Source organism: Rhizobium sp. CG4, assembly GCF_023701965.1.
Lineage (GTDB): Bacteria > Pseudomonadota > Alphaproteobacteria > Rhizobiales > Rhizobiaceae > Agrobacterium.
The window spans coordinates 163,213-187,538 of sequence record NZ_JABAEG010000001.1 but is presented as its reverse complement, the minus strand read 5'-3'; the positions used below and the strand labels follow the sequence as shown (position 1 = coordinate 187,538).

The following is a 24,326-nucleotide window of genomic DNA, read 5'->3' as shown; positions in this document are numbered from 1 at the left end:
CAGAAGGCACGGAAATGGTTATGCCAGGCGACAACGTTACCGTTGAAGTCGAACTGATCGTTCCAATCGCGATGGAAGAAAAGCTGCGCTTCGCTATCCGCGAAGGCGGCCGTACCGTCGGCGCTGGCATCGTTGCCTCGATCATCGAATAATTAATGTGGGCTTCGGCCCTCATTGAAGACATTGAATTGGCGACCTCTCGGGGTCGCCAATTTGTCTATCAGTAAAAACCGTGACGACGAGGCATTTTTAATGCTTGATAATTACAGTGAAAGCGCGTAAACGCGCAGTCAGAGCTGTTATGAGATTCGCAGATGTTTGCGAACCATGGCGTTCAAGTAATCCAGACTAACGAAATGATTGGGGTGCGCCTTGCATTCCTCTCGATTTTTGAAAATCTGCGGCGCCACGATCAACATAGGTTCATGTATTTCCGCGTGCGGAAATTGAATAACTAAGAACAAGGACAAGTCGAATGAACGGCCAGAATATCCGTATCCGCCTCAAGGCGTTCGATCACCGGATCCTCGATGCCTCTACTCGCGAAATCGTGTCGACCGCCAAGCGCACCGGCGCCAGCGTTCGCGGCCCGGTTCCGCTCCCAACACGCATCGAAAAATTTACCGTTAACCGCTCTCCTCACGTAGATAAGAAGAGCCGTGAACAGTTCGAAATGCGTACGCACAAGCGTCTTCTCGATATCGTTGATCCTACTCCGCAGACTGTTGATGCTTTGATGAAGCTCGACCTTGCGGCTGGCGTTGACGTCGAAATCAAGCTCTAAGGCCCCGGCGAAAGCCGGATATAACAAGGAAGGTACGTGGAGTAATCCAACGACTTCTAAACCGGAGACCGGACGCGTCGTGAGACGTCTACGGGAACTCCCAAACAAAGGGCGGAGAGGGGTTTCCCTTCAAGGCTCGCAAGAGGATTGAACCAATGCGTTCAGGTGTGATTGCACAGAAAGTGGGAATGACCCGCGTCTATAATGACGCTGGTGAGCACATCCCAGTTACAGTGTTGCGGTTGGACAACGTTCAGGTTGTTTCGCAGCGCACTGAAGAAAAGAATGGCTATATCGCAGTTCAGCTCGGTGCTGGCCAGTCGAAGGTCAAGAATACATCGAAGGCTCTTCGTGGTCACTTCGCAACTGCAAGCGTTGAGCCTAAGGCTAAGCTTGTTGAGTTTCGTGTTTCCGAAGAAAACCTCATCGATGTTGGCGCGACTTTGACGCCAAGCCATTTTGCCGCTGGTCAGCTGGTTGACGTAACCGGCACCACGATCGGTAAGGGTTTTGCCGGTGCTATGAAGCGTCACAACTTCGGTGGTGGTCGCGCTTCGCACGGTAACTCGGTTTCGCACCGTGCGCATGGTTCGACTGGTTCGAACCAGGATCCTGGTAAGGTTTGGAAGGGCAAGCGCATGGCTGGTCATATGGGCCAGACTCGCGTAACGACCCAGAATCTGGAAGTGGTTTCGACCGATGAGGATCGCGGTTTGATCCTCGTGAAGGGCGCCGTTCCTGGTTCCAAAGGTTCCTGGATCATCGTCCGTGATGCCGTCAAGTCGGCTGCGAAGTAAGGGAGCCTTATTATGGAATTGAACGTCACGACCCTCGAGGGAAAAGACGCCGGCAAGGTATCCCTGTCGGACGAAATTTTCGGCCTCGACCCACGCCAGGACATTCTGGCGCGTATGGTTCGCTACCAGCTTGCTAAGAAGCAGCAGGGTACGCACAAGACCAAGAACCGTTCGGAAGTTTCCCGCACCGGTGCGAAGATGTACAAGCAGAAGGGTACGGGCCGCGCTCGTCACCATTCGGCTCGCGCTCCGCAGTTCCGTGGTGGTGGTAAGGCTCATGGCCCGGTTGTTCGCAGCCACGCTCATGACCTGCCGAAGAAGGTTCGCGCTCTCGCTCTGCGTCACGCGCTTTCTGCAAAGCTGAAGGCTGAAGACCTGATCATCGTTGATCAGCTCGTTGCATCTGAAGCAAAAACAAAGGCTCTGCTGGGCAATTTCGCCTCGCTCGGCCTGACCAACGCTCTTGTTATCGGCGGCGCCGAGCTTGATGGCAACTTCAAGCTTGCTGCTCAGAACATTCCAAATGTGGACGTTCTGCCGGTTCAGGGCATCAATGTTTACGACATCCTGCGTCGTGGCAAGCTGGTGCTTTCCAAGGCTGCTGTAGAGGCTCTGGAGGAGCGGTTCAAATGACGGATCTTCGCCACTACGATGTGATCGTATCTCCTTCGATCACGGAAAAGTCGACGCTGGTATCCGAACAGAACCAGGTCGTATTCAACGTCGCCAAAGACGCTTCTAAGCCTGAAATCAAGGCTGCTATCGAAGCTCTCTTCGGCGTCAAAGTCACGGCTGTGAACACGCTTATCCGCAAGGGTAAGACCCGTCGTTTCCGTGGGTTCGCTGGTAAGCAGAAGGACGTCAAAAAAGCCGTCGTCACGCTCGCCGAAGGTCAATCCATCGACGTGTCCACCGGACTCTAAAGGTTAGGCCCACGCGGGCAAAGACCCAAAAGGGAACAATAAAATGGCATTGAAAAGTTTCAATCCAACCACTCCGAGCCAGCGCCAGCTGGTCATTGTCGACCGTTCTTCGCTCTACAAGGGCAAGCCGGTTAAGGCGCTGACCCAAGGTCTCAGCTCGAAGGGTGGCCGTAACAACCAGGGCCGGATCACTGTCCGTTTCCAGGGTGGCGGTCACAAGCGCACATACCGTCTCATTGACTTCAAGCGTCGCAAGTTTGACGTTGAGGGTACGGTTGAGCGTCTGGAATACGATCCAAACCGCACTGCATTCATCGCGCTCGTAACTTACGCTGACGGTGAACAGGCTTACATTCTCGCGCCACAGCGTCTTGCTGCTGGTGACAAGGTGATCGCCTCCGACAAGGCTGTTGACGTGAAGCCAGGCAACACAATGCCGCTTCAGTACATCCCAGTTGGTTCGATCATCCATAACGTCGAGATGAAGCCTGGTAAGGGTGGTCAGATCGCTCGCTCGGCAGGTACATATGTGCAGCTCGTCGGTCGTGACCAGGGTATGGCGATCCTTCGTCTGAACTCTGGTGAACAGCGTCTCGTGCACGGCTCTTGCCTTGCATCCATCGGTGCTGTTTCCAACGCCGACCACGGCAACACCAACGACGGTAAAGCCGGTCGTTCGCGTTGGCGCGGTAAGCGTCCACACGTTCGCGGTGTCGTTATGAACCCTGTCGATCACCCGCACGGCGGTGGTGAAGGTCGTACGTCTGGTGGTCGCCATCCGGTGACTCCGTGGGGCAAGCCTACAAAGGGCAAGCGTACACGCTCCAACAAGTCGACCGACAAGTTCATCATGCGTTCGCGCCATCAGCGTAAGAAGTAAGAGAGGTAGTCCAAGTGGCTCGTTCAGTATGGAAAGGTCCGTTTATTGACGGCTATCTTCTCAAAAAGGCTGAGAAGGTACGCGAAAGCGGACGTAATGAAGTAATCAAGATCTGGAGCCGTCGCTCCACGATCCTGCCGCAGTTCGTAGGCTTGACCTTCGGCGTTTACAACGGCAGCAAGCATGTGCCGGTCAATGTCAATGAAGACATGGTCGGTCACAAGTTCGGTGAATTCTCTCCGACCCGGACCTACTACGGTCATGGCGCGGACAAGAAGGCAAAGAGGAAGTAATCATGGCGAAGGCTAAGACCGAACGCCGGCTGAAGGACAACGAGGCTCAGGCTATTGCCCGTACGCTTCGCGTCAGCCCACAGAAACTGAACCTGGTTGCCGCTCTTATCCGTGGCAAGAAGGTTGATCGCGCTCTCGCCGAGCTCGAATTCTCCCGCAAGCGTATCGCTTCCACCGTCAAGAAGACGCTGGAATCGGCTATTGCGAACGCAGAAAACAACCATGACCTCGACGTCGACGCTCTCGTCGTCGCCGAGGCCTACGTTGGCAAGTCCATCACCATGAAGCGTTTCCACGCTCGTGGCCGTGGTCGCGCCTCGCGTATCGAAAAGCCGTTTGCACACTTGACTATCGTTGTTCGCGAAGTCGAGGAAAAAGGGGAGGCCGCATAATGGGTCAGAAGATTAATCCAATCGGCTTCCGCCTCGGTATCAACCGCACTTGGGATAGCCGCTGGTATGCAGACACTGCCGAATACGGCAAACTGCTCCACGAAGATCTCAAGATCCGTGCTTACCTGATCAAGGAATTGAAGCAGGCAGGCATCGCCAAGGTTGTCATCGAACGTCCGCACAAGAAGTGCCGCGTGACCATCCACTCGGCTCGTCCGGGTCTGATCATCGGCAAGAAAGGTGCAGACATCGAGAAGCTTCGCAAGAAGATCTCGGAGATGACCGACAGCGAAACGCACCTCAACATCGTTGAAGTGCGCAAGCCGGAAGTCGACGCTACACTCGTAGCACAGTCGATTGCCCAGCAGCTCGAACGCCGCGTGGCTTTCCGCCGTGCGATGAAGCGTGCTGTTCAGTCCGCTATGCGTCTTGGCGCCGAAGGCATCAAGATCACCTGCGGCGGCCGCCTCGGCGGCGCGGAAATCGCTCGTACCGAATGGTACCGCGAAGGTCGCGTGCCACTTCACACCCTGCGTGCAGACATCGACTACGGTACAGCTGAAGCTGAAACCGCATTCGGTATTTGCGGCATCAAGGTCTGGATCTTCAAGGGCGAAATCCTTGAGCACGATCCGATGGCTTCCGAGCGTCGTGCGCTCGAAGGCGATGCCCAGGGTCCGGCAAGCCGTGAGCGCGGTGATCGTGGCGATCGTCGTCGCGAAAACGCTTGATTGACGCTGGCGAAAGATAAGCTCGGAGAAGTAAGAAAATGTTGCAGCCAAAGCGTACTAAGTACCGCAAGCAGTTCAAGGGTCGCATCAAAGGTGTGGCCAAGGGCGGCTTTGACCTTGCATTCGGTGAATACGGCTTGAAGTCGCAGGAACCGAACCGCGTTAATGCACGCGAGATCGAAGCGGCCCGCCGCGCGATCACGCGTTACATGAAGCGCGCAGGTCGTGTGTGGATCCGCGTATTCCCAGACACTCCGGTTACGGCCAAGCCGACCGAAGTTCGTATGGGTAAGGGTAAGGGTTCGGTCGAATACTGGGCTTGCAAGGTCAAGCCTGGTCGTATGATGTTCGAGATCGACGGTGTTTCCGAGGAGATCGCCCGTGAGGCGCTTCGTCTCGGCGCTGCCAAGCTCTCGGTTAAGACGCGCTTCGTACAGCGCATCGCAGAGTAAGGAGCAGGCACAATGAAAGCCGAAGATGTTCGCGGCCTCAGCGCCGATCAGCTCAAGGACAAGCTTGCCGACCTGAAGAAAGAGCAGTTCAACCTGCGCTTCCAGAAGGCTACCGGTCAGTTGGAAAAGTCCTCGCGCATCAACGAAGTCCGTAAGGACATCGCCCGCGTGAAAACCATTGCCCGCCAGAAGGCGGCAGAAGCCAAGGCCTAAAGGAAGAATAATATGCCGAAACGCATTCTGCAGGGCGTCGTAGTTTCCGACAAGAACGAGAAGACCGTTGTAGTCAAGGTCGAGCGTCGATTCGCTCACCCACTGCTTCAGAAGACCGTTCGTCGTTCGAAGAAGTACAAGGCCCACGACGAAAACAACCAGTACAAGGTTGGTGATGTGGTTTCCATTGAGGAATGCGCACCAATCTCCAAGGATAAGCGCTGGACGGTTGTTTCCGCACAGGCTTAATTCAAACAGTTTCGCGCCGGGCTCTTGCTATCGGCGCGAAAACCTGTATGAAGCAGCGCAAGGACGCTCGTCACCGGGCGTCTTTTGCTTTGATGCGCACGGAAGGTCCGTTATGGAAACCACCCTGGCAAGATTTCTTCCGCGCGAAAACAGAGACTTTTCATAAGCTGGAGCAGGGGGCTTTCTCTATGAGGCTGCCCAACCGTTCCAGTAACAACAAGAAGGCGACCTGACATGATTCAGATGCAAACAAACCTCGACGTGGCGGATAATTCCGGCGCACGTCGTGTCATGTGCATCAAGGTGCTGGGCGGCTCGAAGCGTAAGTATGCTTCCGTTGGCGACATTATTGTCGTTTCGATCAAGGAAGCTATTCCGCGCGGCCGCGTCAAGAAGGGCGACGTGATGAAGGCGGTTGTAGTGCGTACCGCCAAGGACATTCGTCGCGCTGACGGCAGCGTCATCCGTTTCGATAACAACGCAGCTGTTCTTATCGATAACAAGAAAGAGCCTATCGGCACCCGTATCTTCGGACCGGTTCCACGCGAACTTCGCGCAAAGAACCACATGAAGATCATCTCGCTGGCTCCAGAAGTACTGTAAGGAGCGATAGCGATGCAGAAAATTCGCAAAGGCGACAAAGTTGTCGTATTGACCGGTAAGGACAAGGGCCGTACCGGCGAAGTAACTCAGGTCTTGCCAAAAGAAGATCGGGCTTTCGTGAGTGGCGTAAACATGGTGAAGCGTCACCAGCGCCAGACCCAGGGCCAAGAAGCTGGCATCATCAACAAGGAAGCATCCTTGCACATCTCTAACCTTGCTATCGTCGACAAGGACGGTAAGGCGACCCGCGTTGGGTTCAAGGTTGTAGACGGCAAGAAGGTCCGCGTGGCCAAGCGTTCGGGAGAAGTGATCGATGGCTGAGTCCAAGTACGAGCCGCGTCTCAAGGCTGAATACGTTTCCCGTATTCGCGGCGCTATGCAGGAGAAGTTCTCCTACTCTAACGTGATGATGATCCCGAAGCTCGACAAGATCGTTATCAACATGGGTGTTGGTGAAGCAACGGCTGATTCGAAGAAGCCAACAGTTGCTGCAGCCGATCTGGCTGCTATTGCTGGTCAGAAGCCGGTTGTTACCAAGGCTCGCAATTCCATTGCTGGCTTCAAGGTTCGTGAAGGCATGCCAATCGGTGCGAAGGTTACTCTTCGTGGCGCTCGCATGTATGAGTTCCTTGACCGTCTGATCAACATCGCGCTTCCGCGCGTTCGCGACTTCCGGGGCCTGAACCCGAAAAGCTTTGACGGCCGTGGCAACTTCGCCATGGGCATCAAGGAGCACATTGTGTTCCCAGAAATCAACTACGATAAGGTTGATCAGATGTGGGGCATGGACATCATCGTTTGCACGACGGCGACTTCGGACGACGAAGCTCGGGCTCTTTTGACAGAGTTCAACTTCCCTTTCCGTCAGTAACCGTAACGACGAGCGTAGAAAAGGAACTCTGATATGGCGAAAACAAGCGCAGTTGAAAAGAACAAGCGCCGCCGCAAGACAGTTGCACAGCATGCTTCCAAGCGTGCCGCGCTCAAAGCTGTCGTCATGAACCAGTCCCTTCCGATCGAAGAGCGGTTCCAGGCAACACTGAAGCTCGCTTCGCTGCCGCGTGACGGCTCGAAGACACGTATCCGCAACCGCTGCGAAGTAACGGGCCGTCCGCGCGCGTTCTATCGTAAACTCAAGATGTCGCGTATTGCGCTTCGCGAGTTGGGCAATTCCGGCAAGGTGCCGGGTATTGTCAAGTCGAGCTGGTAAGGAGACGGGCACATGACAATGACTGATCCGTTGGGTGATATGCTCACCCGCATCCGCAATGGTGCTGCTCGTCGCAAGTCGTCGGTTAGCACTCCTGCTTCCAGCCTCCGTGCGCGCGTTCTCGACGTGCTGCAGGCTGAAGGCTACATTCGCGGTTATTCCAAGTCCGATTTTGAAAACGGCAAGGCCGAGTTCACGATCGAACTGAAGTACTACGAAGGCGCGTCCGTGATCCGTGAGATCGGCCGCGTGTCCAAGCCGGGCCGCCGGGTTTATGTCTCGGTAAAGTCCATTCCGCAGGTCGCGAACGGTCTCGGCATCACTATCCTTTCGACTCCGAAGGGTGTGATGGCTGATCACCAGGCTCGTGAACAGAACGTTGGTGGCGAGGTTCTTTGCTCGGTCTTCTAAGATCGGGCAGGGGTCTCCTGGCGAAACAGGCAGGATAAAAATATGTCTCGTATCGGTAAAAAGCCCGTTCAGGTACCAGCAGGGATCACGGCCACGGTTGATGGCCAGAAGATCACTGCAAAGGGTCCGAAGGGTGAACTGTTTTTCGTCGCTAATGATGACATTCAGTTGAAGCTGGAAGAAAACTCGGTTTCGGTTCAGCCGGCCAACAACACCAAGGAAGCTCGTTCGAAGTGGGGCATGTCCCGCACGATGATCGAGAACATCTTCAAGGGTGTTAAGGACGGCTACGAACGTAAGCTCGAAATCAACGGCGTTGGTTATCGTGCAGCCATGCAGGGCCAGAACCTGCAGCTGGCGCTCGGTTTCTCTCACGATGTTGTTTATGAGCCTCCGGTCGGCATCACCATTGCCGTTCCTAAGCCGACGGAAATCATCGTTTCCGGCATTAACAAGCAGCAGGTCGGTCAGGTTGCCGCGGAAATCCGCGAATACCGTGGTCCCGAGCCCTACAAGGGCAAAGGCGTCAAGTACGCTGAAGAACGGATCATCCGCAAAGAAGGCAAGAAGAAGTAAGGAACTCGCGAAATGGCTAGCAGGAAAGAAGCACTTTCACGCCGTGCGAACCGTGTACGCCGCCAGATCAAGGCGGTTGCTAACGGTCGCCCGCGCCTGTCGGTTCATCGCTCGTCGAAGAACATCTATGCACAGGTCATCGATGATGTTGCCGGCACGACGCTTGCGTCTGCCTCGACACTCGAAGCAGATCTGCGCAAGTCGCTGAAGACTGGTGCAGACGTTGCAGCAGCTGCCGTTGTTGGCAAGCTGGTTGCAGAGCGCGCTGGCAAGGCTGGCGTCAAGGATGTTGTATTCGATCGTGGCGCATTCATCTATCACGGCCGCGTTAAGGCTCTGGCAGATGCAGCACGCGAAAGCGGTCTGAACTTCTAAAAAGCTTCCGCCCGGATCCGTCCGGGCGGTTTTCACCGGACCATGCGGGTTCCAGAAATGGAACCGGTGGTCCTTCTCTCGTTTGCCGTTCTACCCGCAAAAGAAAAAGGAAAAGGACAATGGCACAGGATAAAAGAGGTTCTCGCGACGATCGCCAGAACCGCGAAGAGCGCGATAGCGAATTCGTTGACAAGCTGGTTGCAATCAACCGCGTTGCAAAGGTTGTTAAGGGTGGCCGTCGTTTCGGCTTCGCTGCTCTCGTTGTTGTTGGCGACCAGAAGGGTCGCGTTGGTTTCGGTCACGGCAAGGCTCGTGAAGTTCCAGAAGCTATCCGCAAGGCAACTGAAAGCGCAAAGCGCGATCTGATCTTCGTTCCGCTTCGCGATGGCCGCACGCTGCACCACGATGTTAACGGCCGTCACGGCGCTGGCAAGGTTCTGCTGCGCTCTGCAAAGGCTGGTACTGGTATCATCGCCGGTGGTCCAATGCGCGCTGTTTTCGAAACGCTCGGCGTTCACGACGTCGTCGCCAAGTCGACAGGTTCTTCGAACCCGTACAACATGGTTCGCGCAACTTTCGACGCTCTGAAGCACCAGGTTCATCCGAAGGACGTCGCTGCACAGCGTGGTCTCAAGTATGCAACTCTTCAGGCACGCCGCGCCGCTTCCGGCAACGCTGCTGAAGAATAAGGAGCTGGATCATGGCCAAGAATGCTACTGAATCCAAGAAGACTGTTACGGTCGAACAGATCGCCAGTGCCAATCGCCGCCCGGCAGTACAGCGTCAGACGCTGATCGGCCTGGGTCTCAACAAGATGCACCGTCAGCGTACCCTGGAAGATACTCCATCGGTTCGTGGCATGATCCGTGCTGTCCAGCATCTCGTTCGCGTCGTAGACGAGAAGTAAGACCGGGGAAGTCATCATGAAACTCAATGAAATTAAAGACAACGAAGGTTCTTCCAAGGATCGTATCCGCGTAGGTCGCGGTATCGGTTCCGGCAAGGGCAAGACCGGTGGTCGTGGTGTTAAGGGTCAGAAGGCTCGTTCGGGCGTTGCTATCAACGGCTTCGAAGGCGGTCAGATGCCTATCTACCGTCGCCTGCCAAAGCGCGGCTTCACCAACATCTTCGCTTCTGAATACGCAACCGTTTCGCTCGGCCGTATCCAGACTGCAATCGATGCCAAGAAGCTCGACCCTAAGGCAACGATCGATTCGGCTGCTCTGAAGGCTGCTGGCGTCATTCGTCGCGAAAAGGACGGCGTTCGCGTTCTGTCCGGTGGCGAACTGACCACCAAGGTAACGATTGAAGTAGCCGGCGCCTCCAAGGCTGCTGTTGAAAAGATCGAAAAAGCTGGCAGCTCTATCAAGCTTCTGGTTGTTGCAGCTGAAGCTGCTGAGTAATATATAGACTACGAACGCCCGGAGTGGTTCACTCCGGGCGTTCGCGCTCCCTTATGAGAGCCTCACAGTCCCGACGACGAACGTAATGTTTGTGACCGGGACACATGGAAACAGGGGTGAGGCAAGATTGCGGTTCGTCCGCGTCCGTCCGAAGCCCGGTTTTTGAACCAGTATCTTTTTGACCTTTTCCGGAACTGCCGGTTTCGGGCTGCTGGCAAGGGTCGCGCGGAGAATTTTATGGCTTCAGCAGCGGAACAACTGGCCTCAAACCTGAATTTTTCAACTTTCGCGAAAGCGGAAGATCTGAAAAAGAGATTGTGGTTCACCCTCGCAGCACTTCTCGTATACCGTCTTGGTACGCATATTCCGCTTCCGGGTCTTAACCCAGAGGCCTATGCACAGGCATTCCGCGGTCAAGCGGGCGGTATCCTGGGTCTTTTCAACATGTTTGCGGGCGGCGCTGTAGAGCGCATGGCGATTTTCGCGCTCGGCATCATGCCTTACATCTCTGCTTCGATCATCGTGCAGCTTATGACGTCCGTTGTGCCGTCGCTTGAAGCGCTGAAGAAAGAAGGGGAGGCTGGTCGCAAGATCATCAACCAGTACACCCGTTACGGCACTGTGCTGCTTGGCACCCTGCAGGCCTACGGCATTGCCGTTGGTCTGGAAAGCGGCAGCGGCCTTGTGATCGATCCGGGCTGGTTCTTCCGCATTTCTACCGTCATTACGCTGCTCGGCGGTACAATGTTCCTGATGTGGCTGGGTGAACAGATCACCTCGCGTGGTATTGGTAACGGTATTTCCCTGATCATTTTTGCCGGTATTGCTGCCGGTCTGCCGACAGCTCTTGCCGGTACGCTGGAACTGGGCCGTACAGGCGCTCTGTCCACACCGCTTATCCTGGCTGTGGTCGTGGTGGCTATTGGCGTTATTGCGCTGATCGTGTTCGTGGAACGTGCACAGCGTCGTCTTCTGATCCAGTATCCGAAGCGTCAGGTTGGCAACCGCATGTTCCAGGGTGATACATCGCACCTGCCACTGAAGCTGAACACTGCCGGTGTTATCCCTGCGATCTTCGCTTCTTCGCTGCTGCTTTTGCCAGCGACGGCTGCCGGTTTTGCCGGTAACGGCAATCTGCCGAACTGGGCGACAACGATCATTGCGTCGCTGCAGCACGGTCAGCCATTGTTCATGCTGTTTTATGGTCTGCTGATTGCCTTCTTCGCATTCTTCTACACCGCGATTGTTTTCAATCCGAAGGATACGGCTGACAATCTGAAAAAGCACGGCGGCTTCATTCCGGGCATTCGCCCAGGTGAACGCACAGCCGAGTATATTGACCATGTTCTGACACGCATCACCGTCATCGGCGCTGTTTATCTTGTGTTCGTGTGTATCCTTCCTGAGACACTTATTGCTCGGACAGGTATCCCATTAGCCCTTGGTGGTACTTCGCTTTTGATCGTTGTCAGTGTAACCCTAGATACTGTTGCCCAGATCCAGGGACACCTGATTGCCCAGCAGTATGAAGGGCTGATCAAGAAATCTAAATTGCGTGGAGGAAAGAGGGGACGATGAGACTGATATTTCTGGGACCACCAGGTGCTGGTAAAGGAACCCAAGCCAAGCGTTTGACGGACAAATACGGTATTCCGCAGCTTTCAACGGGGGACATGTTGAGAGCGGCTGTGAGCGCCGGTACTGAAGTCGGCATACGTGCAAAGGCTGTTATGGATGCCGGTGGTCTGGTGTCTGACGATATCGTCAACCAGATCGTGTCGGACCGTATCGTGGAGCCTGACTGTGCGAAGGGCTTCATCCTCGACGGATATCCGCGCACTGTTCCTCAAGCCAAGGCTTTGGCAGAGAACATGCAGGCGAAAAACCTGAGACTTGATGCTGTCATCGAGTTGAAAGTGGATGAAGAAGCCCTGATTCGCCGAATCGAAAACCGCGTGGCTGAAACCATTGCTGCCGGTGGTAAGGTTCGTCCTGATGATAATCCGGAAACTTTCCGCAAGCGCATGGTTGAATACCATGAAAAGACGGCTCCCCTGTCGCAATATTACAGCGAACAGGGACAGTTGGTGACGCTTGACGGGATGGCAGGCGTCGATTCTGTGACTGCAGAGATCGAACACGTGCTTGAGAAAGCAACTGCCTGAGTTTTGCGTTCTTCTGGATCGCTAAAGAATCTTGGCGGAGCCGGTTGCTTTTTCGCGCTGATTCCGCTAAACACCGCGCCAACTCGCGACAATCCAGCGACTGGCGCGGATTTCCCAAGGGAGATCCGGGTGCAGTCGTTTCGGCTTGCGGCGGATATTAATTTGAACTGGCGGTCTTGTTACCGCTCTAATGGAAGCACCACTTGCCGGATGGCAACTGGAACGCAAGGAGAATAGACGTGGCACGTATCGCTGGCGTCAACATCCCGACTGCGAAGCGCGTTGTTATCGCGCTGACCTACATTCACGGGATTGGTCCAAAATTCGCGCAGGAAATCATGGACAAGGTCGGCTTGCCGGCTGAAAAGCGCGTTCATCAGCTGACGGATGCTGAAGTTCTTCAGATCCGCGAAACCATCGACCGTGATTATCAGGTTGAAGGCGATCTTCGCCGCGATACCTCGATGAACATCAAGCGTCTGATGGACCTCGGCTGCTACCGTGGTCTGCGTCATCGTCGTGGCCTTCCGGTCCGCGGTCAGCGCACGCACACCAACGCTCGTACCCGTAAGGGTCCAGCGAAGGCGATCGCAGGTAAGAAGAAGTAATTTCCGGGAGACCGGGGTGGGGAGGCTGGTGCACGCGCCGGCCTCTTTGAATTTGGCGAAGGGCCTTGAACGGCTCGGCGCCGGTGTAGCCGCTGGTGTTACGGCGGTGAAGAGATCAATGAAAGGGATACTATGGCAAAGGAAGCCACACGCGTTCGGCGTCGCGAACGTAAAAACATCACCTCTGGTGTTGCTCACGTAAACTCCACGTTCAACAACACCATGATCACCATCACTGACGCACAGGGCAACGCAATTGCCTGGTCGTCTGCTGGTGCAAAGGGTTTCAAGGGTTCGCGTAAGTCTACGCCGTTTGCCGCCCAGATCGCTGCTGAAGACTGCGCCAAGAAGGCTCAGGAACACGGCATGAAGTCGCTTGAAGTCGAAGTTTGCGGTCCAGGTTCTGGTCGTGAATCCGCTCTTCGCGCTCTGCAGGCTGCTGGTTTCATGATTACCTCTATCCGCGACGTGACGCCGATCCCGCACAACGGTTGCCGTCCGCGCAAGAAGCGCCGCGTCTAACGCAGGCTGCTTCGTGGTTCCGCCTTTCCTCTGGTCAGGCGGAATTTTCGCGTTTTACCGCATAACTTCCGGTCTTCCGGCTTTTATGCGACAAACCCGCTGATGAACCCCGGTTCCTCTCAGTGTTCATGCTCGGACCGCCACGATTGGATGGTGGCGGCGAACGGAAGGTTTAAACATGATTCAGAAGAATTGGCAGGAACTCATCAAGCCGAACAAGGTCGAGTTCACGTCTTCGAGCCGCACGAAGGCAACACTTGTTGCCGAGCCTCTGGAGCGTGGTTTCGGTCTTACGCTTGGTAACGCGCTTCGCCGCGTTTTGCTGTCTTCTCTGCGTGGTGCTGCTGTAACGGCCGTGCAGATTGACGGCGTTCTGCACGAGTTCTCCTCCATTCCCGGCGTTCGGGAAGACGTGACGGATATCGTGCTGAACATCAAGGAAATCGCCATCAAGATGGATGGTGACGACTCCAAGCGCATGGTTGTGCGTAAGCAGGGCCCAGGTGCCGTTACTGCTGGTGACATCCAGACAGTTGGCGACATCGAAATCCTGAACCCGGAACACGTTATCTGCACCCTCGACGAAGGCGCTGAAATCCGCATGGAATTCACCGTCAACAACGGCAAGGGTTATGTACCGGCAGAGCGTAACCGCGCGGAAGATGCCCCGATTGGCCTCATTCCCGTGGACAGCCTCTACTCCCCGGTCAAGAAAGTGTCCTACAAGGTGGAAAACACCCGTGAAGGTCAGGTTCTCGACTATGACAAGCTGATTATGTCCATTGAGACTAACGGCTCTGTTTCCGGTGAAGATGCAGTTGCTTTTGCTGCTCGTATTCTCCAGGACCAGCTCGGCGTATTCGTCAACTTCGACGAACCGCAGAAGGAAGCCGAGGAAGAATCCGTTGCAGAACTGGCGTTCAACCCGGCTCTTCTCAAGAAGGTCGACGAACTGGAGCTTTCCGTTCGTTCGGCAAACTGCCTGAAGAACGACAACATCGTCTACATTGGCGACCTGATCCAGAAGACCGAAGCCGAAATGCTTCGTACTCCGAACTTTGGTCGCAAGTCGCTGAACGAAATCAAGGAAGTTCTCGCTTCCATGGGTCTGCACCTCGGTATGGAAGTACCGGCATGGCCACCAGAGAACATCGAAGATCTCGCAAAGCGTTACGAAGACCAATACTAATACAGACAGAGGCAGGCCCTTTAAAGACTGCCTTTCCCCGTCAAACAGCAGACAGGTCGTCTGCATGTGCCAGGAAACGGCAGGCCTGAAGATCAGGAACCTGCATTAAAGGAGAATAGCAATGCGCCACGGAAATTCAGGCCGCAAGCTCAATAGAACTGCCAGCCACCGCAAGGCAATGTTTGCCAACATGGCTGCTTCGCTCATCACGCATGAGCAGATCGTAACCACTCTGCCAAAGGCGAAAGAAATTCGCCCGATCGTTGAGAAGCTGGTAACCCTCGGCAAGCGCGGCGACCTGCACGCTCGTCGTCAGGCTCTCTCGCAGATCAAGGATCAGGACGCTGTTCGCAAGCTGTTCGACGCAATCGCAGCTCGTTACGCAAACCGTAACGGCGGCTACCTGCGCATCATGAAGGCTGGCTTCCGTCAGGGCGACAATGCTGCTCTCGCAGTTATTGAATTCGTTGAACGCGATGTTAACGCCAAGGGCGCAGCGGACAAGGCTCGCGTAGCTGCTGAAGCAGAAGCTGCAGAAGCTGCATAAGTTCTGACGCGTTAAAACGTCAAACTGATAAAAGTCCGGGTGAGCAATCACCCGGACTTTTTTGTGTTCGGCTGGTGTATTTTCTGTCCGGGCGTTGTCTGTCTGAAGAGTTTCCCGCAGGCGGAGCGGTATCCTGCAGGCCAGCGAATTCCCAGTGTCTCAAGACTCGATCCGTTTGTTCCGGTAGATATCACCCTGTCGCGCCAGACGACGCCATGGCTTTGCCTTGTGCAGGGCCTCATCAAAGAGTGGGTCATTGCGGTTCAGTGTGGCAAAGGCCAGTTGGTTGTTGGTCTCTACACTGCAATGGGAGATGATCTTGCTATCAGGGCCGATAATGCCGGCCGGGCCTTCATGGGCGGTTTGCGCCGGGGTGGCGCCACTGATCCACAGACAGTTGAAACCGGCATGGGCGCGCAGCGCAATCTGGAAGAAGCTTCTGATGCCGTAGGAAGAAAACAGGATCGCGTCGACGCCGAGGCGCTCGTACCCCATCCATAATTCCGGGAACTGCACCTCGATGCAGGTCAAACAGCCGAAGCGATAACCATCGACCTCGAATGTCACAGGATGGATGCCCGGAGTGTACCAACCCTGCAATTCAGTTAGAGAGAAAACGTTTGTCGTAGCGACCGATCAGGTCTCCAGTGTCGCTGATTATATACTGACTGTTATGTGGTGGCTGTGGTGCGGGCAGGGCATGGGCTGAACCGATCACGGCAAAGATGTTGTGGCCTTTGCAGGTCTCGGCAATCGCTGCAAGCTCTGCGTCATGCGTGGTCCAATCAAGGTCTAACCAGCTCTCGGGTGAGCTGATTTGCGCCTTGGCGTAACCGGACAGTGCTCCTTCACAGAAGTTGACGAGGCGGGCGCCTTGCGTCGCTGCCTGTACGATCAGCGCCCTTATGGTGCGGCCATTTTCGCGGATGTCAGAGGTTATGATGCTCTGGGCTGCTGCAATCTTCATGGGCGACATCCGTCTCGTTTTTGCTTTGCTCGTTCAAAACAAAAAGTTTCCTTATAGAGACATAAACTATTCCGGCACGGAAATGCGGCTCTTGATGTGCTTGAGATGCGAAACGATGGTGAAGGTCATGATGACAAGCAATGACCATGAACTCCATTTGCCAAGATGCACCATGGACCAAGCGCCAAGCTGGTTGGGGTAGGCCCAGATGCCGAAGAAGGTCGAGATATTTTCCGCCAGCCAGACAAAAAAGCCAATCAGCACAAAGGCAAGAAGCAGCGGCATGCGTCGGTCGCGGTCATAGGGGCGGTAGACGACCGTGGCACGGGCATAAAGGCCGAGCGCGCAGGCCGCGATATACCACCTGTAATCACCGATATAATGGTGGGTGAAGAAGTTGGCGTAAATCGCTAAGCCGATGAGCGTTGCCATCCAGTAGCTGGGGTGGTGGCGGATGCGGATATCAAACATGCGCCAGGCCTGAATGATATAGCTGCCGACGGCGGCATACATGAAACCGGAAAACAGCGGTACGCCAAACAGCTTGCTATAGGCAAAATCCGGATAGGACCAAGACTGGATGCTGCCCGATGTCTTGAAAACTTCCAGAGCAAAACCAACAATGTGGAACAGGAAGATGGCCTTTGCTTCATCCAGCGTTTCGAGCTTGCTCCAGATCATGAAAAACTGGATGGCAAGCGCGATGACCAGCAGCACGTCATAACGTGGCAGGCCAAACAGGCCGTCTCTCGGCACCAGAAAAATCGACAGGAAAAACAGGCCAGCAAACAGGCAGGCGCGTGCCTCCTTGATGCCGAAATATAAAAACTCGACGATAAATCGTTTTATGCCTTTAAGTTCGCCCCAAGGATGGGTATCGCAGAGATAACCATCAAAGGCGGAAAGCCGGCCACCGGTCCATGTTGTGTCTGTGGTCATAGGCTGTTTCCGTTTGCGGCCAATCTTTTCGTTCAGAAGCTATAGCAACCCTTGAGGGAATCGACATGGCCTTGCCGCCGTTTTCACGGTTTTATTCAGTGCGTGTAGGGCATTTTTCGGGCGCTTGTCTGGTGATCATTCTCGGGCTGGCGTTGCGCAAATTTGGTTACGCCGTTGGTCTGCCCTTTGCTGTGGTGAAATATGGCGGCTCGATCCTGTGGGGCTCCATGGTCTATCTGCTGATTGCCACATTGCTTGCCCATCATCCGCTGCGACAGAGGACGCTGATTGCCGTTGGTGTGGCAATCGCGGTGGAGTTGGTCCGGCTTGTTCACTTTCCGGCGCTTGATGCCTTCCGCGATACTACGGTCGGCACTTTGTTGCTGGGGCGGGTATTCTCGCTGTGGAATATAGCCTGTTACATCACCGGCATAGTGGCTGCCGCATTTATTGCCGAACGGCTTTCTGGTTGGTGGCAACGGCGCTGCGTTTCTTCCATGCCATGATCCTTGGTCGCATCAGCCGGTAGGCAACCAGCAGAACCGGCAGCGCCATGTGGATGAAAGGCCCGAGCGTGATGGACTTGACGGCCATCGAGTAGTGCAGGGCGCCACCCAGGATGATCAGATAGACAAGTTTGTGCAGCCTGATCCAGTTTTTGCCAAGCTTTCGGATCGACAGATTGTTGGATGTCACTGCCAAGGGAATGAGCAGCACAAGACAGGCCATGCCGATGGTGATGTAGGGCCTGCGGGCAATGTCGGCAAGGATCGACAGCATGTCCAGCCGCTTGTCGAGCAGCATATAGGTGGCAAAATGCATGATAACATAATAGAACGCCAGAAGGCCGAGCGCCCTCCGGTAACGCACCCAATTGATGCCGGTAAAGTCACGCAGCGTGGTGATGGCCAGCGTGGCAATCAGAAAGCGCAGCGCCCAGATACCAAGCAGGTGTTCAAAGTCCTTGACCGGGTTGGGGCCAAGCTGCCCGCTGGCGCCCAGGTAGAAATACCACGCGGCCGGACAGAGCCCGATGATGTAGAGCAGCCAGATGCTGGCCGCATGGAAACGGCGTGGAAGTGCTGGAATGGGCAGCTTGGCAGCCATGTCAATAATTCGCCTTGAGGTCCATGCCGCTATAGAGGCTGGCGACCTCATCGTACCCGTTGAACATCAGGGTTGGACGGTTCTGCGTGCCAAAGAAACCACCTTCACCAATGCGCTGTTCGCTCGCCTGGCTCCAGCGGGGGTGGTCGACGTTTGGATTGACGTTGGAGTAGAAACCATATTCGCGGGCATTGGAATTTTTCCACGTGGTTTCCGGCTGAGTTTCCGTCAGTGATATGCGCACGATGGATTTGATGCCTTTGAAGCCGTATTTCCACGGCACGACCAGACGAATGGGCGCACCATTCTGGTTTTGCAGGGTTTCACCGTAGAGGCCAACGGCAAGGATCGTCAGCGGATGGCGGGCCTCATCAAGGCGCAAGCCTTCCACATAGGGCCATTTCAGCGGTTGGAAAAGTCCGGTCTGGCCCGGCATTTCTTCTGGCCTGACAACGGTTTCAAACGAGACATATTTGGCGCTGCCCAGTGGCTCGACCTGATCAAGCAAGGCGGAGAGTTGAAAACCGATCCACGGAATCACCATCGACCAGCCCTCGACACAGCGCATGCGGTAGGTGCGCTCTTCCAACTGAAGTTTCATCAGTTCTTCAAGGCCGAATTCCTTGGGCTTGCCAACCATACCATCAACTTTCACTGTCCAAGGCGTCGGCTTGAAATGCTGGGAATTGTCCTTCGGGTCGGATTTGCCAACCCCGAATTCGTAGAAATTGTTGTAGCTGGTGATGGCATCCAGCGGTGTTACTTTTTCATCGATCTTGTAGGGGCCGGGTTTTGCGGTGAGGGGAGCGGCAAAGGCACTGCCTGCGGCACCTCCGGCGAAAGCAAGACCTGCGGCAGCGCCCATGAACTTGCGGCGGTTCATGTAGGTGTCACGCGGAGTCACATCACGTGCAGCAATATGGGGTGGACGGTAAACAGCCATTTTAATCTCCTCCGCGCCGAGCCTGCCGGCATCATTTCATGTTATGATGCCTACTACGTAGCATGCACAAGATATGTTTCACGGCCGATGCAAAAAATAGGTCGAATGGGTGTACATCGCGTATTCGTGATCAGGGCAGGGCGTACTGGGCGCAAAGAAAAATGCGTACCGTACCGAACCGTACTGTATTTGCCAAAGGTGACAGTGACACATCAGTGGAGATGCGCTAGAGGACTATCAAAAAGTCGGGCAGTTTTGCGCTTACTTATGCGTTTTGCTTCCCGCAAGGCTTGAAGATCGAGGAAAACACCATGCCTGCTTACCGTTCCAGAACGACAACCCATGGCCGTAACATGGCCGGTGCTCGCGGCCTGTGGCGCGCGACCGGAATGAAGGACGGCGATTTCGGCAAGCCAATCATTGCCGTGGTCAACTCATTTACGCAGTTCGTGCCGGGTCACGTACACCTGAAGGATCTCGGCCAGCTCGTGGCGCGCGAAATCGAAGCGGCTGGCGGTGTTGCCAAGGAATTCAACACCATCGCCGTGGATGACGGTATAGCCATGGGTCACGATGGAATGCTGTATTCGCTGCCATCGCGCGAAATCATTGCGGATTCCGTCGAATACATGGTCAATGCACATTGCGCCGATGCGATGGTTTGCATTTCCAACTGCGACAAGATCACCCCCGGCATGTTGAATGCCGCCATGCGCCTCAACATTCCCGTTGTGTTTGTGTCCGGCGGCCCGATGGAAGCAGGCAAGGTTGTTCTGCACGGCAAGACCGTTGCGCTCGATCTGGTTGATGCCATGGTTGCTGCGGCTGATGACAAGATTTCCGACGAGGAAGTTAGCGCGATCGAACGTGCCGCCTGTCCGACATGCGGTTCGTGCTCCGGCATGTTCACGGCCAACTCCATGAACTGTCTGACCGAGGCTCTTGGCCTGTCACTGCCCGGTAACGGCTCGACACTTGCCACGCACTCCGACCGCAAGCGCCTGTTCGTTGAGGCCGGTCATCTGATCGTTGACATCACCCGCCGTTATTACGAGCAGGACGATACATCCGTTCTGCCGCGCACCATTGCCAGCAAGCAGGCGTTTGAAAACGCCATGTCGCTGGACATTGCCATGGGTGGTTCCACCAATACGGTTCTGCACATTCTGGCAGCTGCCTATGAAGGCGGCGTCGATTTCACCATGGAAGACATTGACCGTCTGTCGCGCAAGGTTCCTTGCCTGTCCAAGGTCGCGCCTGCCAAGCAGGACGTGCACATGGAAGACGTTCACCGCGCTGGCGGCATCATGCGTATTCTCGGTGAGCTGGATCGTGGTGGCCTGATCAATCGTGATTGCCCGACCGTCCATGAGGCGACGCTGGGCGATGCAATCGACCGTTGGGACATTACCCGTACCAACAGCGAAACCGTTCGTCAGTTCTTCAAGGCGGCTCCCGGTGGCGTTCCGACACAGGTGGCTTTCAGCCAGTCCTCGCGTTGGGATGAGCTGGATACCGATGGCGAAACCGGCATCATCCGCAATGTCGAACATCCATTCTCCAAGGATGGCGGTCTGGCCGTTCTGTTCGGTAACATTGCGCTGAAAGGCTGCATCGTCAAAACTGCCGGTGTGGATGAATCCATCCTGAAATTCACCGGCCCGGCCGTTGTGTTCGAAAGCCAGGATGCTGCGGTAAAGGGCATTCTCAACAATGAAGTGAAGGCTGGCGACGTTGTTGTCATCCGTTACGAAGGTCCAAAGGGCGGTCCTGGCATGCAGGAAATGCTCTATCCGACCAGCTACCTGAAGTCCAAGGGCCTCGGAAAGGCCTGCGCGCTGATCACCGATGGTCGCTTCTCCGGCGGCACCTCCGGCCTGTCGATCGGCCATGCTTCGCCAGAAGCCGGCCAGGGCGGTGCAATCGGTCTGGTGCGCCAAGGCGACACCATTGCCATCGATATTCCGGGCCGCACCATCAATCTGGTGATCTCGGAGTCGGAACTGGCAGAACGTCGCGCCGAGCAGGACAAGCTGGGCTGGAAGCCGGCCGCACCGCGCAAGCGCAATGTCACCACGGCGCTGAAGGCCTATGCCGCCTTTGCATCTAGCGCCGACAAGGGTGCCGTGCGCATTCTGCCGGAGTAAAATCTGGTTCCTTCGTCAAGCTCTAAACGCCGCTCTGGACACTCCGGAGCGGCGTTTTGCATTCGGTGCAGGGAGGTGGACACCATGAGATATTGCGGTGTGATGCGATAAAATATCCTGTCACGTTTAAGTGACATGCTTTGGTGCCTCTTTTACAGCGATTTTCGCAACATAGATAAAGTCCATGAAAAGAAGAACCGCTCTTGCATTGATCGCATCCCTCCCATTGGCACACAGCGTGCGGGCACAGTCCTCTGGGGCGGCCGCCGCCTTGGCCAGTCCAGCCACTTCATCGCGTCTGGACCCTGTCCTTCGGCAGGCACAGGAGCTTGCGACACTAAAAACCGTTCTTGTCAGCGTTGATGGAAAACGGGTGGCCGAACGTGCCTATAACGGCAACGCCCTCAACGGTTCTGTAAACATCAAGTCGGCATCCAAATCTGTCGTCTCGGCGCTGGTCGGCATGGCGATAGACCGCAAGGTGCTGGAAAGTGCTGATCAGCCGATTGCCAGTGTGTTGCGCAGTGAGTTTCCGCAAAACCCCGATCCAAGGCTGGAGCGGGTGACGATTGGCAATCTGCTGTCCATGCAGTCTGGTCTGGCGCGGATGTCTGGCCCCAATTACGGCCGGTGGGTTGCCAGCCGCAACTGGGTAAGAACTGCACTTGGGTCCGGGTTCGATGGTGAACCCGGCGGTGGCATGTTGTACTCCACCGGGTCCACGCATCTTCTGTCTGCCATTTTGACCAAGGCCTCGGGCAAGAACACGCTGGCGCTGGCGCGAGAGTGGTTCCGGCCACTTGAAGATTTCAGGATCGGCGCCTGGGACCGCGATCCGCAGGGCATCTATCTCGGTGGAAACCAGATGGCGATGACGGCGCGTTCGCTGCTGGCCTTCGGTGAACTCTACCGCAATGGCGGCGTGACACCATCCGGTGACAGGCTGGTTTCGCAAGGCTGGATCGACCAGTCCTGGACGCAGCGGACCAATTCCGTGTTCAATGGCGACGGCTACGGTTACTGCTGGTTCATGCGGGATATGGCGGGTGAAAAGACAATCTATGCCTGGGGTTTTGGTGGGCAGATGTTATACATCGTACCGTCACGAAAGCTCAGTGTCGTCATGACCTCGCGCGAGGATGCGCCATCTGCCAGAACCGGCTACCGCGACCAGTTGCACGGTCTTATGGAAAGTATCATTCAGGCCGTGTAGCGTGTGAAAATCACGCTGTTCGCGCCTGCCTTATTTTCCATGTTTCCGCCTATTTTCGTTTTTAATTTCAGGCATTAAAACCACTTTGAAACAGCATCAAGGGAATCAAATGGACCGTATGTTCAAACGCGCCTGTCTGACGGCAACTGCGCTTATTATGCTGGCTCCCGCCACACTTCATGCGCAAGACACCAAGACGGTGCCCTCCAGCCATACGCAAATGCAGCTTTCCTTTGCGCCGCTGGTCAAGCAGACCGCAGGCGCGGTGGTCAATGTCTATGCCGAGCGCATGGTGCAGCGGCGGGCCTCGCCCTTTGCCGGCGACCCATTCTTTGAACAGTTTTTTGGCCAGCAATTGCCAAACCGCAGTGAAAAGCAGTCTTCGCTCGGTTCTGGCGTGATCCTTGCCGCAAATGGCCTTGTCGTGACCAACAACCACGTCATTGAAGGTGCTGACGAGATCAAGGTTGCGCTGGCCGATGGCCGCGAGTTTGCCTCTAAGATCCTCCTGAAAGACGACCGGCTTGATCTGGCAGTTTTGAAGATTGACTCGAAAGAACAGTTCCCGGCCTTGTCCCTTGGTAATTCGGATGCGGTTGAGGTGGGTGATCTGGTTCTGGCCATTGGTAACCCGTTTGGCGTCGGACAGACGGTGACCAGCGGTATCGTCTCGGCGCTGGCGCGCAATCAGGTCGTACAGGGCGATTTCGGTTTCTTCATCCAGACGGATGCCTCTATCAATCCGGGTAATTCCGGTGGTGCGCTGATGAACATGAATGGCGAACTGATCGGCATCAACACCGCGATCTTCTCGCGTGGTGGCGGCTCCAACGGTATCGGTTTTGCCATTCCGGCCAACCTCGTGCGGGTATTCCTGGCGTCCGCTGAAAAGGGCGACGAGAGCTTCCAGCGTCCTTATGTCGGCGCGACCTTTGATCCGGTAACATCAGATGTGGCCGAGGCGCTTGGTCTCGACCGTGCCCGTGGTGCGCTGGTGGTTGGCGTGGTGAAGGATGGTCCGGCAGAAAAGGCCGGCATTGAGCCGGGGCAGGTGGTGATTGCGGTCGATGGTATTGCTGTCGAACATCCTGACGCACTGGGGTATCGCCTGACGACCGCCGGCATTGGCAAGTCTGCCAAGCTGACCGTTATCGACAAGGGCAAGAGCCGCGAGATTGAAATCGCGCTTGATACCGCACCGGAAACAAAGCCGCGCGATGAGCGTATCATTGAAGGTCGCAATCCGTTTGCTGGCGCAAAGATTGCCAATCTTTCGCCCAAGCTGGCGGATGAGCTGCGTATGCCAACCCAGACGACCGGTGTGGTGGTGACGGATGTGGCCCGCGGTTCGCCGGCGTCCCGCGTCGGTTTCCGTCCAAAGGATGTTGTGCTTGTCATCAACGGCAATGACATCACCTCCACCAAGACGCTTGCCGACGCAATGGATCAAAACACCGGTTTCTGGCGCGTTGAGATCATGCGCGATGGCCAGCGTATCCGGCAGTTCCTACGGTAAATGAAATGCCTCTCCGCTTCTGAAACGGTGACGAATTTACAGGCGTCACCACCCGGATACATTCGGCCAAGCGGAGAGGGGATTTTGCCCTGATGGGGCTTAAGATGATAATCTGTTGTTGAATAACTGGCGGCTTCGGCCGCCGTCCTTATGAATGCAGTTTCGGAGGTG

Annotated in this window: 37 protein-coding genes; 32 read left to right on the top strand and 5 right to left on the bottom strand. The window is 55.5% G+C overall.

What is annotated here, in order from left to right; all coding sequences use genetic code 11:
* The 28 genes from HGO37_RS00995 to rplQ form a co-directional block, all read left to right on the top strand.
* Nucleotides 1–152 (top strand): EF-Tu C-terminal domain-related protein (locus tag HGO37_RS00995; protein WP_502941379.1); only part of this gene is annotated, 152 nt, incomplete at its 5' end.
* Between the two features lie 323 nt (nt 153–475).
* On the top strand, nt 476–784 hold the full coding sequence (gene rpsJ, locus HGO37_RS00990) for a 30S ribosomal protein S10 (RefSeq protein ID WP_003507767.1): 309 nt from the start codon (nt 476–478) through the stop codon (nt 782–784).
* 155 nt (nt 785–939) lie between these two features.
* On the top strand, nt 940–1,581 hold the full coding sequence (rplC, locus tag HGO37_RS00985) for a 50S ribosomal protein L3 (protein ID WP_192488631.1): 642 nt from the start codon (nt 940–942) through the stop codon (nt 1,579–1,581).
* A 12-nt stretch (nt 1,582–1,593) separates the two neighbouring features.
* A complete protein-coding gene (gene rplD, locus HGO37_RS00980; RefSeq protein ID WP_192488632.1) occupies nt 1,594–2,214 on the top strand; it encodes a 50S ribosomal protein L4 in 621 nt (206 codons plus the stop codon).
* Complete coding sequence (locus HGO37_RS00975; protein WP_192488633.1) at nt 2,211–2,504, top strand: 50S ribosomal protein L23; 294 nt, start codon at nt 2,211–2,213, stop codon at nt 2,502–2,504. Before rplD ends, HGO37_RS00975 begins: the two co-directional genes overlap by 4 nt.
* 43 nt (nt 2,505–2,547) lie before the next feature.
* On the top strand, nt 2,548–3,384 hold the full coding sequence (gene rplB, locus HGO37_RS00970) for a 50S ribosomal protein L2 (RefSeq protein WP_192488634.1): 837 nt from the start codon (nt 2,548–2,550) through the stop codon (nt 3,382–3,384).
* 14 nt (nt 3,385–3,398) lie between these two features.
* Nucleotides 3,399–3,677: a 30S ribosomal protein S19 gene (rpsS, locus tag HGO37_RS00965; RefSeq protein WP_192488635.1), complete on the top strand. Its 279-nt coding sequence runs from the start codon at nt 3,399–3,401 to the stop codon at nt 3,675–3,677.
* A gap of 2 nt (nt 3,678–3,679) precedes the next feature.
* Nucleotides 3,680–4,069: a 50S ribosomal protein L22 gene (gene rplV / locus HGO37_RS00960; protein WP_045230773.1), complete on the top strand. Its 390-nt coding sequence runs from the start codon at nt 3,680–3,682 to the stop codon at nt 4,067–4,069.
* Nucleotides 4,069–4,800: a 30S ribosomal protein S3 gene (rpsC, locus tag HGO37_RS00955; protein WP_192488636.1), complete on the top strand. Its 732-nt coding sequence runs from the start codon at nt 4,069–4,071 to the stop codon at nt 4,798–4,800. Before rplV ends, rpsC begins: the two co-directional genes overlap by 1 nt.
* Nucleotides 4,801–4,838: 38 nt before the next feature.
* Nucleotides 4,839–5,252: a 50S ribosomal protein L16 gene (gene rplP / locus HGO37_RS00950; RefSeq protein WP_192488637.1), complete on the top strand. Its 414-nt coding sequence runs from the start codon at nt 4,839–4,841 to the stop codon at nt 5,250–5,252.
* Between the two features lie 12 nt (nt 5,253–5,264).
* Nucleotides 5,265–5,465: a 50S ribosomal protein L29 gene (rpmC, locus tag HGO37_RS00945; protein ID WP_138790874.1), complete on the top strand. Its 201-nt coding sequence runs from the start codon at nt 5,265–5,267 to the stop codon at nt 5,463–5,465.
* 12 nt (nt 5,466–5,477) lie between these two features.
* Complete coding sequence (rpsQ, locus tag HGO37_RS00940; protein ID WP_192488638.1) at nt 5,478–5,714, top strand: 30S ribosomal protein S17; 237 nt, start codon at nt 5,478–5,480, stop codon at nt 5,712–5,714.
* A 234-nt stretch (nt 5,715–5,948) separates the two neighbouring features.
* Nucleotides 5,949–6,317: a 50S ribosomal protein L14 gene (gene rplN / locus HGO37_RS00935; protein ID WP_003495199.1), complete on the top strand. Its 369-nt coding sequence runs from the start codon at nt 5,949–5,951 to the stop codon at nt 6,315–6,317.
* Nucleotides 6,318–6,329: 12 nt separating this feature from the next.
* Nucleotides 6,330–6,638 carry a 50S ribosomal protein L24 gene (rplX, locus tag HGO37_RS00930; protein ID WP_192488639.1) on the top strand — a complete coding sequence of 103 codons (309 nt, stop codon included), beginning with the start codon at nt 6,330–6,332 and terminating at the stop codon, nt 6,636–6,638.
* Entirely contained in the window at nt 6,631–7,188 is a 558-nt protein-coding gene (gene rplE / locus HGO37_RS00925) for a 50S ribosomal protein L5 (RefSeq protein WP_192488640.1), read from the top strand. Before rplX ends, rplE begins: the two co-directional genes overlap by 8 nt.
* Nucleotides 7,189–7,221: 33 nt before the next feature.
* Nucleotides 7,222–7,527 carry a 30S ribosomal protein S14 gene (rpsN, locus tag HGO37_RS00920; RefSeq protein WP_192488641.1) on the top strand — a complete coding sequence of 102 codons (306 nt, stop codon included), beginning with the start codon at nt 7,222–7,224 and terminating at the stop codon, nt 7,525–7,527.
* 12 nt (nt 7,528–7,539) lie between these two features.
* Nucleotides 7,540–7,938, top strand: coding sequence for a 30S ribosomal protein S8 (gene rpsH, locus HGO37_RS00915; RefSeq protein WP_045024690.1), 399 nt, complete (start codon nt 7,540–7,542; stop codon nt 7,936–7,938).
* Between the two features lie 42 nt (nt 7,939–7,980).
* A complete protein-coding gene (gene rplF, locus HGO37_RS00910) occupies nt 7,981–8,514 on the top strand; it encodes a 50S ribosomal protein L6 (RefSeq protein ID WP_192488642.1) in 534 nt (177 codons plus the stop codon).
* Between the two features lie 12 nt (nt 8,515–8,526).
* Nucleotides 8,527–8,889, top strand: a complete 363-nt coding sequence (gene rplR / locus HGO37_RS00905) for a 50S ribosomal protein L18 (protein WP_192488643.1) — start codon at nt 8,527–8,529, stop codon at nt 8,887–8,889.
* A 119-nt stretch (nt 8,890–9,008) separates the two neighbouring features.
* A complete protein-coding gene (gene rpsE / locus HGO37_RS00900) occupies nt 9,009–9,578 on the top strand; it encodes a 30S ribosomal protein S5 (RefSeq protein WP_192488644.1) in 570 nt (189 codons plus the stop codon).
* An 11-nt stretch (nt 9,579–9,589) separates the two neighbouring features.
* A complete protein-coding gene (gene rpmD, locus HGO37_RS00895) occupies nt 9,590–9,796 on the top strand; it encodes a 50S ribosomal protein L30 (protein ID WP_192488645.1) in 207 nt (68 codons plus the stop codon).
* 16 nt (nt 9,797–9,812) lie between these two features.
* Entirely contained in the window at nt 9,813–10,292 is a 480-nt protein-coding gene (rplO, locus tag HGO37_RS00890; RefSeq protein ID WP_192488646.1) for a 50S ribosomal protein L15, read from the top strand.
* 237 nt (nt 10,293–10,529) lie between these two features.
* Nucleotides 10,530–11,870 carry a preprotein translocase subunit SecY gene (gene secY / locus HGO37_RS00885; RefSeq protein WP_192488647.1) on the top strand — a complete coding sequence of 447 codons (1,341 nt, stop codon included), beginning with the start codon at nt 10,530–10,532 and terminating at the stop codon, nt 11,868–11,870.
* Nucleotides 11,867–12,457 (top strand): adenylate kinase, encoded by a 591-nt coding sequence (locus HGO37_RS00880; protein WP_250981776.1) that lies wholly within the window; start codon nt 11,867–11,869, stop codon nt 12,455–12,457. Before secY ends, HGO37_RS00880 begins: the two co-directional genes overlap by 4 nt.
* 239 nt (nt 12,458–12,696) lie before the next feature.
* Nucleotides 12,697–13,065, top strand: a complete 369-nt coding sequence (gene rpsM, locus HGO37_RS00875) for a 30S ribosomal protein S13 (RefSeq protein WP_192488649.1) — start codon at nt 12,697–12,699, stop codon at nt 13,063–13,065.
* 132 nt (nt 13,066–13,197) lie between these two features.
* Nucleotides 13,198–13,587, top strand: a complete 390-nt coding sequence (gene rpsK, locus HGO37_RS00870; protein ID WP_007766864.1) for a 30S ribosomal protein S11 — start codon at nt 13,198–13,200, stop codon at nt 13,585–13,587.
* Nucleotides 13,588–13,765: 178 nt separating this feature from the next.
* Complete coding sequence (locus tag HGO37_RS00865; RefSeq protein WP_192488650.1) at nt 13,766–14,776, top strand: DNA-directed RNA polymerase subunit alpha; 1,011 nt, start codon at nt 13,766–13,768, stop codon at nt 14,774–14,776.
* Nucleotides 14,777–14,897: 121 nt separating this feature from the next.
* Complete coding sequence (rplQ, locus tag HGO37_RS00860; protein WP_192488651.1) at nt 14,898–15,323, top strand: 50S ribosomal protein L17; 426 nt, start codon at nt 14,898–14,900, stop codon at nt 15,321–15,323.
* Nucleotides 15,324–15,482: 159 nt separating this feature from the next.
* Here the strand turns inward: rplQ and HGO37_RS00855 are convergent, their stop codons facing one another.
* From HGO37_RS00855 to HGO37_RS00845, 3 genes are all read right to left on the bottom strand, one after another.
* Complete coding sequence (locus tag HGO37_RS00855) at nt 15,483–15,890, bottom strand: carbon-nitrogen hydrolase family protein (RefSeq protein ID WP_250981775.1); 408 nt, start codon at nt 15,888–15,890, stop codon at nt 15,483–15,485.
* A gap of 34 nt (nt 15,891–15,924) precedes the next feature.
* Nucleotides 15,925–16,290 carry a carbon-nitrogen hydrolase family protein gene (locus HGO37_RS00850; RefSeq protein ID WP_250981774.1) on the bottom strand — a complete coding sequence of 122 codons (366 nt, stop codon included), beginning with the start codon at nt 16,288–16,290 and terminating at the stop codon, nt 15,925–15,927.
* 66 nt (nt 16,291–16,356) lie between these two features.
* Nucleotides 16,357–17,229 carry a DUF817 domain-containing protein gene (locus HGO37_RS00845; protein WP_250981773.1) on the bottom strand — a complete coding sequence of 291 codons (873 nt, stop codon included), beginning with the start codon at nt 17,227–17,229 and terminating at the stop codon, nt 16,357–16,359.
* A gap of 65 nt (nt 17,230–17,294) precedes the next feature.
* On the opposite strand from HGO37_RS00845, the gene HGO37_RS00840 reads away from it, so the two are divergent.
* Nucleotides 17,295–17,735 carry a ribosomal maturation YjgA family protein gene (locus HGO37_RS00840; RefSeq protein ID WP_250981772.1) on the top strand — a complete coding sequence of 147 codons (441 nt, stop codon included), beginning with the start codon at nt 17,295–17,297 and terminating at the stop codon, nt 17,733–17,735.
* Here HGO37_RS00840 and msrQ read toward each other — a convergent pair.
* Both msrQ and msrP read right to left on the bottom strand, forming a co-directional pair.
* The gene (gene msrQ / locus HGO37_RS00835; protein ID WP_250981771.1) at nt 17,677–18,336 is read right to left on the bottom strand and encodes a protein-methionine-sulfoxide reductase heme-binding subunit MsrQ; all 660 of its coding nucleotides are present in this window, start codon (nt 18,334–18,336) and stop codon (nt 17,677–17,679) included. The two genes, HGO37_RS00840 and msrQ, sit on opposite strands and share 59 nt — an antisense overlap.
* Before the next feature lies 1 nt (nt 18,337).
* Entirely contained in the window at nt 18,338–19,279 is a 942-nt protein-coding gene (gene msrP / locus HGO37_RS00830) for a protein-methionine-sulfoxide reductase catalytic subunit MsrP (protein WP_250981770.1), read from the bottom strand.
* A 311-nt stretch (nt 19,280–19,590) separates the two neighbouring features.
* Here msrP and ilvD point away from each other — a divergent pair, with 311 nt between their 5' ends.
* The 3 genes from ilvD (at nt 19,591) to HGO37_RS00815 (ending at nt 24,155) form a co-directional block, all read left to right on the top strand.
* Complete coding sequence (gene ilvD, locus HGO37_RS00825; protein ID WP_192488657.1) at nt 19,591–21,426, top strand: dihydroxy-acid dehydratase; 1,836 nt, start codon at nt 19,591–19,593, stop codon at nt 21,424–21,426.
* Nucleotides 21,427–21,610: 184 nt separating this feature from the next.
* Nucleotides 21,611–22,639, top strand: a complete 1,029-nt coding sequence (locus tag HGO37_RS00820; RefSeq protein WP_250981769.1) for a serine hydrolase domain-containing protein — start codon at nt 21,611–21,613, stop codon at nt 22,637–22,639.
* A 109-nt stretch (nt 22,640–22,748) separates the two neighbouring features.
* Nucleotides 22,749–24,155, top strand: a complete 1,407-nt coding sequence (locus HGO37_RS00815) for a DegQ family serine endoprotease (protein ID WP_250981768.1) — start codon at nt 22,749–22,751, stop codon at nt 24,153–24,155.
* Nucleotides 24,156–24,326 lie beyond the last annotated feature (171 nt).

Bases quoted from the DNA above. Each gene is read 5' to 3' on its own strand.
- ilvD (WP_192488657.1), top strand. From the start codon at position 19,591: ATGCCTGCTTACCGTTCCAGAACGACAACCCATGGCCGTAACATGGCC.
- rplE (WP_192488640.1), top strand. From the start codon at position 6,631: ATGGCTGAGTCCAAGTACGAGCCGCGTCTCAAGGCTGAATACGTTTCC.
- HGO37_RS00850 (WP_250981774.1), bottom strand. From the start codon at position 16,290: ATGAAGATTGCAGCAGCCCAGAGCATCATAACCTCTGACATCCGCGAA.
- rplO (WP_192488646.1), top strand. From the start codon at position 9,813: ATGAAACTCAATGAAATTAAAGACAACGAAGGTTCTTCCAAGGATCGT.
- rplP (WP_192488637.1), top strand. From the start codon at position 4,839: ATGTTGCAGCCAAAGCGTACTAAGTACCGCAAGCAGTTCAAGGGTCGC.
- HGO37_RS00815 (WP_250981768.1), top strand. From the start codon at position 22,749: ATGGACCGTATGTTCAAACGCGCCTGTCTGACGGCAACTGCGCTTATT.
- HGO37_RS00820 (WP_250981769.1), top strand. From the start codon at position 21,611: ATGAAAAGAAGAACCGCTCTTGCATTGATCGCATCCCTCCCATTGGCA.
- HGO37_RS00880 (WP_250981776.1), top strand. From the start codon at position 11,867: ATGAGACTGATATTTCTGGGACCACCAGGTGCTGGTAAAGGAACCCAA.
- rplD (WP_192488632.1), top strand. From the start codon at position 1,594: ATGGAATTGAACGTCACGACCCTCGAGGGAAAAGACGCCGGCAAGGTA.
- rplF (WP_192488642.1), top strand. From the start codon at position 7,981: ATGTCTCGTATCGGTAAAAAGCCCGTTCAGGTACCAGCAGGGATCACG.
- rpsK (WP_007766864.1), top strand. From the start codon at position 13,198: ATGGCAAAGGAAGCCACACGCGTTCGGCGTCGCGAACGTAAAAACATC.
- HGO37_RS00975 (WP_192488633.1), top strand. From the start codon at position 2,211: ATGACGGATCTTCGCCACTACGATGTGATCGTATCTCCTTCGATCACG.
- HGO37_RS00845 (WP_250981773.1), bottom strand. From the start codon at position 17,229: ATGACCACAGACACAACATGGACCGGTGGCCGGCTTTCCGCCTTTGAT.
- rpsH (WP_045024690.1), top strand. From the start codon at position 7,540: ATGACAATGACTGATCCGTTGGGTGATATGCTCACCCGCATCCGCAAT.
- rpsN (WP_192488641.1), top strand. From the start codon at position 7,222: ATGGCGAAAACAAGCGCAGTTGAAAAGAACAAGCGCCGCCGCAAGACA.
- rplQ (WP_192488651.1), top strand. From the start codon at position 14,898: ATGCGCCACGGAAATTCAGGCCGCAAGCTCAATAGAACTGCCAGCCAC.
- msrP (WP_250981770.1), bottom strand. From the start codon at position 19,279: ATGGCTGTTTACCGTCCACCCCATATTGCTGCACGTGATGTGACTCCG.
- rpsE (WP_192488644.1), top strand. From the start codon at position 9,009: ATGGCACAGGATAAAAGAGGTTCTCGCGACGATCGCCAGAACCGCGAA.
- rplR (WP_192488643.1), top strand. From the start codon at position 8,527: ATGGCTAGCAGGAAAGAAGCACTTTCACGCCGTGCGAACCGTGTACGC.
- rplV (WP_045230773.1), top strand. From the start codon at position 3,680: ATGGCGAAGGCTAAGACCGAACGCCGGCTGAAGGACAACGAGGCTCAG.
- secY (WP_192488647.1), top strand. From the start codon at position 10,530: ATGGCTTCAGCAGCGGAACAACTGGCCTCAAACCTGAATTTTTCAACT.
- rplX (WP_192488639.1), top strand. From the start codon at position 6,330: ATGCAGAAAATTCGCAAAGGCGACAAAGTTGTCGTATTGACCGGTAAG.
- HGO37_RS00865 (WP_192488650.1), top strand. From the start codon at position 13,766: ATGATTCAGAAGAATTGGCAGGAACTCATCAAGCCGAACAAGGTCGAG.
- rplB (WP_192488634.1), top strand. From the start codon at position 2,548: ATGGCATTGAAAAGTTTCAATCCAACCACTCCGAGCCAGCGCCAGCTG.
- rpmD (WP_192488645.1), top strand. From the start codon at position 9,590: ATGGCCAAGAATGCTACTGAATCCAAGAAGACTGTTACGGTCGAACAG.
- rpsJ (WP_003507767.1), top strand. From the start codon at position 476: ATGAACGGCCAGAATATCCGTATCCGCCTCAAGGCGTTCGATCACCGG.
- rpsQ (WP_192488638.1), top strand. From the start codon at position 5,478: ATGCCGAAACGCATTCTGCAGGGCGTCGTAGTTTCCGACAAGAACGAG.
- HGO37_RS00840 (WP_250981772.1), top strand. From the start codon at position 17,295: ATGGCCTTGCCGCCGTTTTCACGGTTTTATTCAGTGCGTGTAGGGCAT.
- msrQ (WP_250981771.1), bottom strand. From the start codon at position 18,336: ATGGCTGCCAAGCTGCCCATTCCAGCACTTCCACGCCGTTTCCATGCG.
- rpsC (WP_192488636.1), top strand. From the start codon at position 4,069: ATGGGTCAGAAGATTAATCCAATCGGCTTCCGCCTCGGTATCAACCGC.
- rpmC (WP_138790874.1), top strand. From the start codon at position 5,265: ATGAAAGCCGAAGATGTTCGCGGCCTCAGCGCCGATCAGCTCAAGGAC.
- rplC (WP_192488631.1), top strand. From the start codon at position 940: ATGCGTTCAGGTGTGATTGCACAGAAAGTGGGAATGACCCGCGTCTAT.
- rplN (WP_003495199.1), top strand. From the start codon at position 5,949: ATGATTCAGATGCAAACAAACCTCGACGTGGCGGATAATTCCGGCGCA.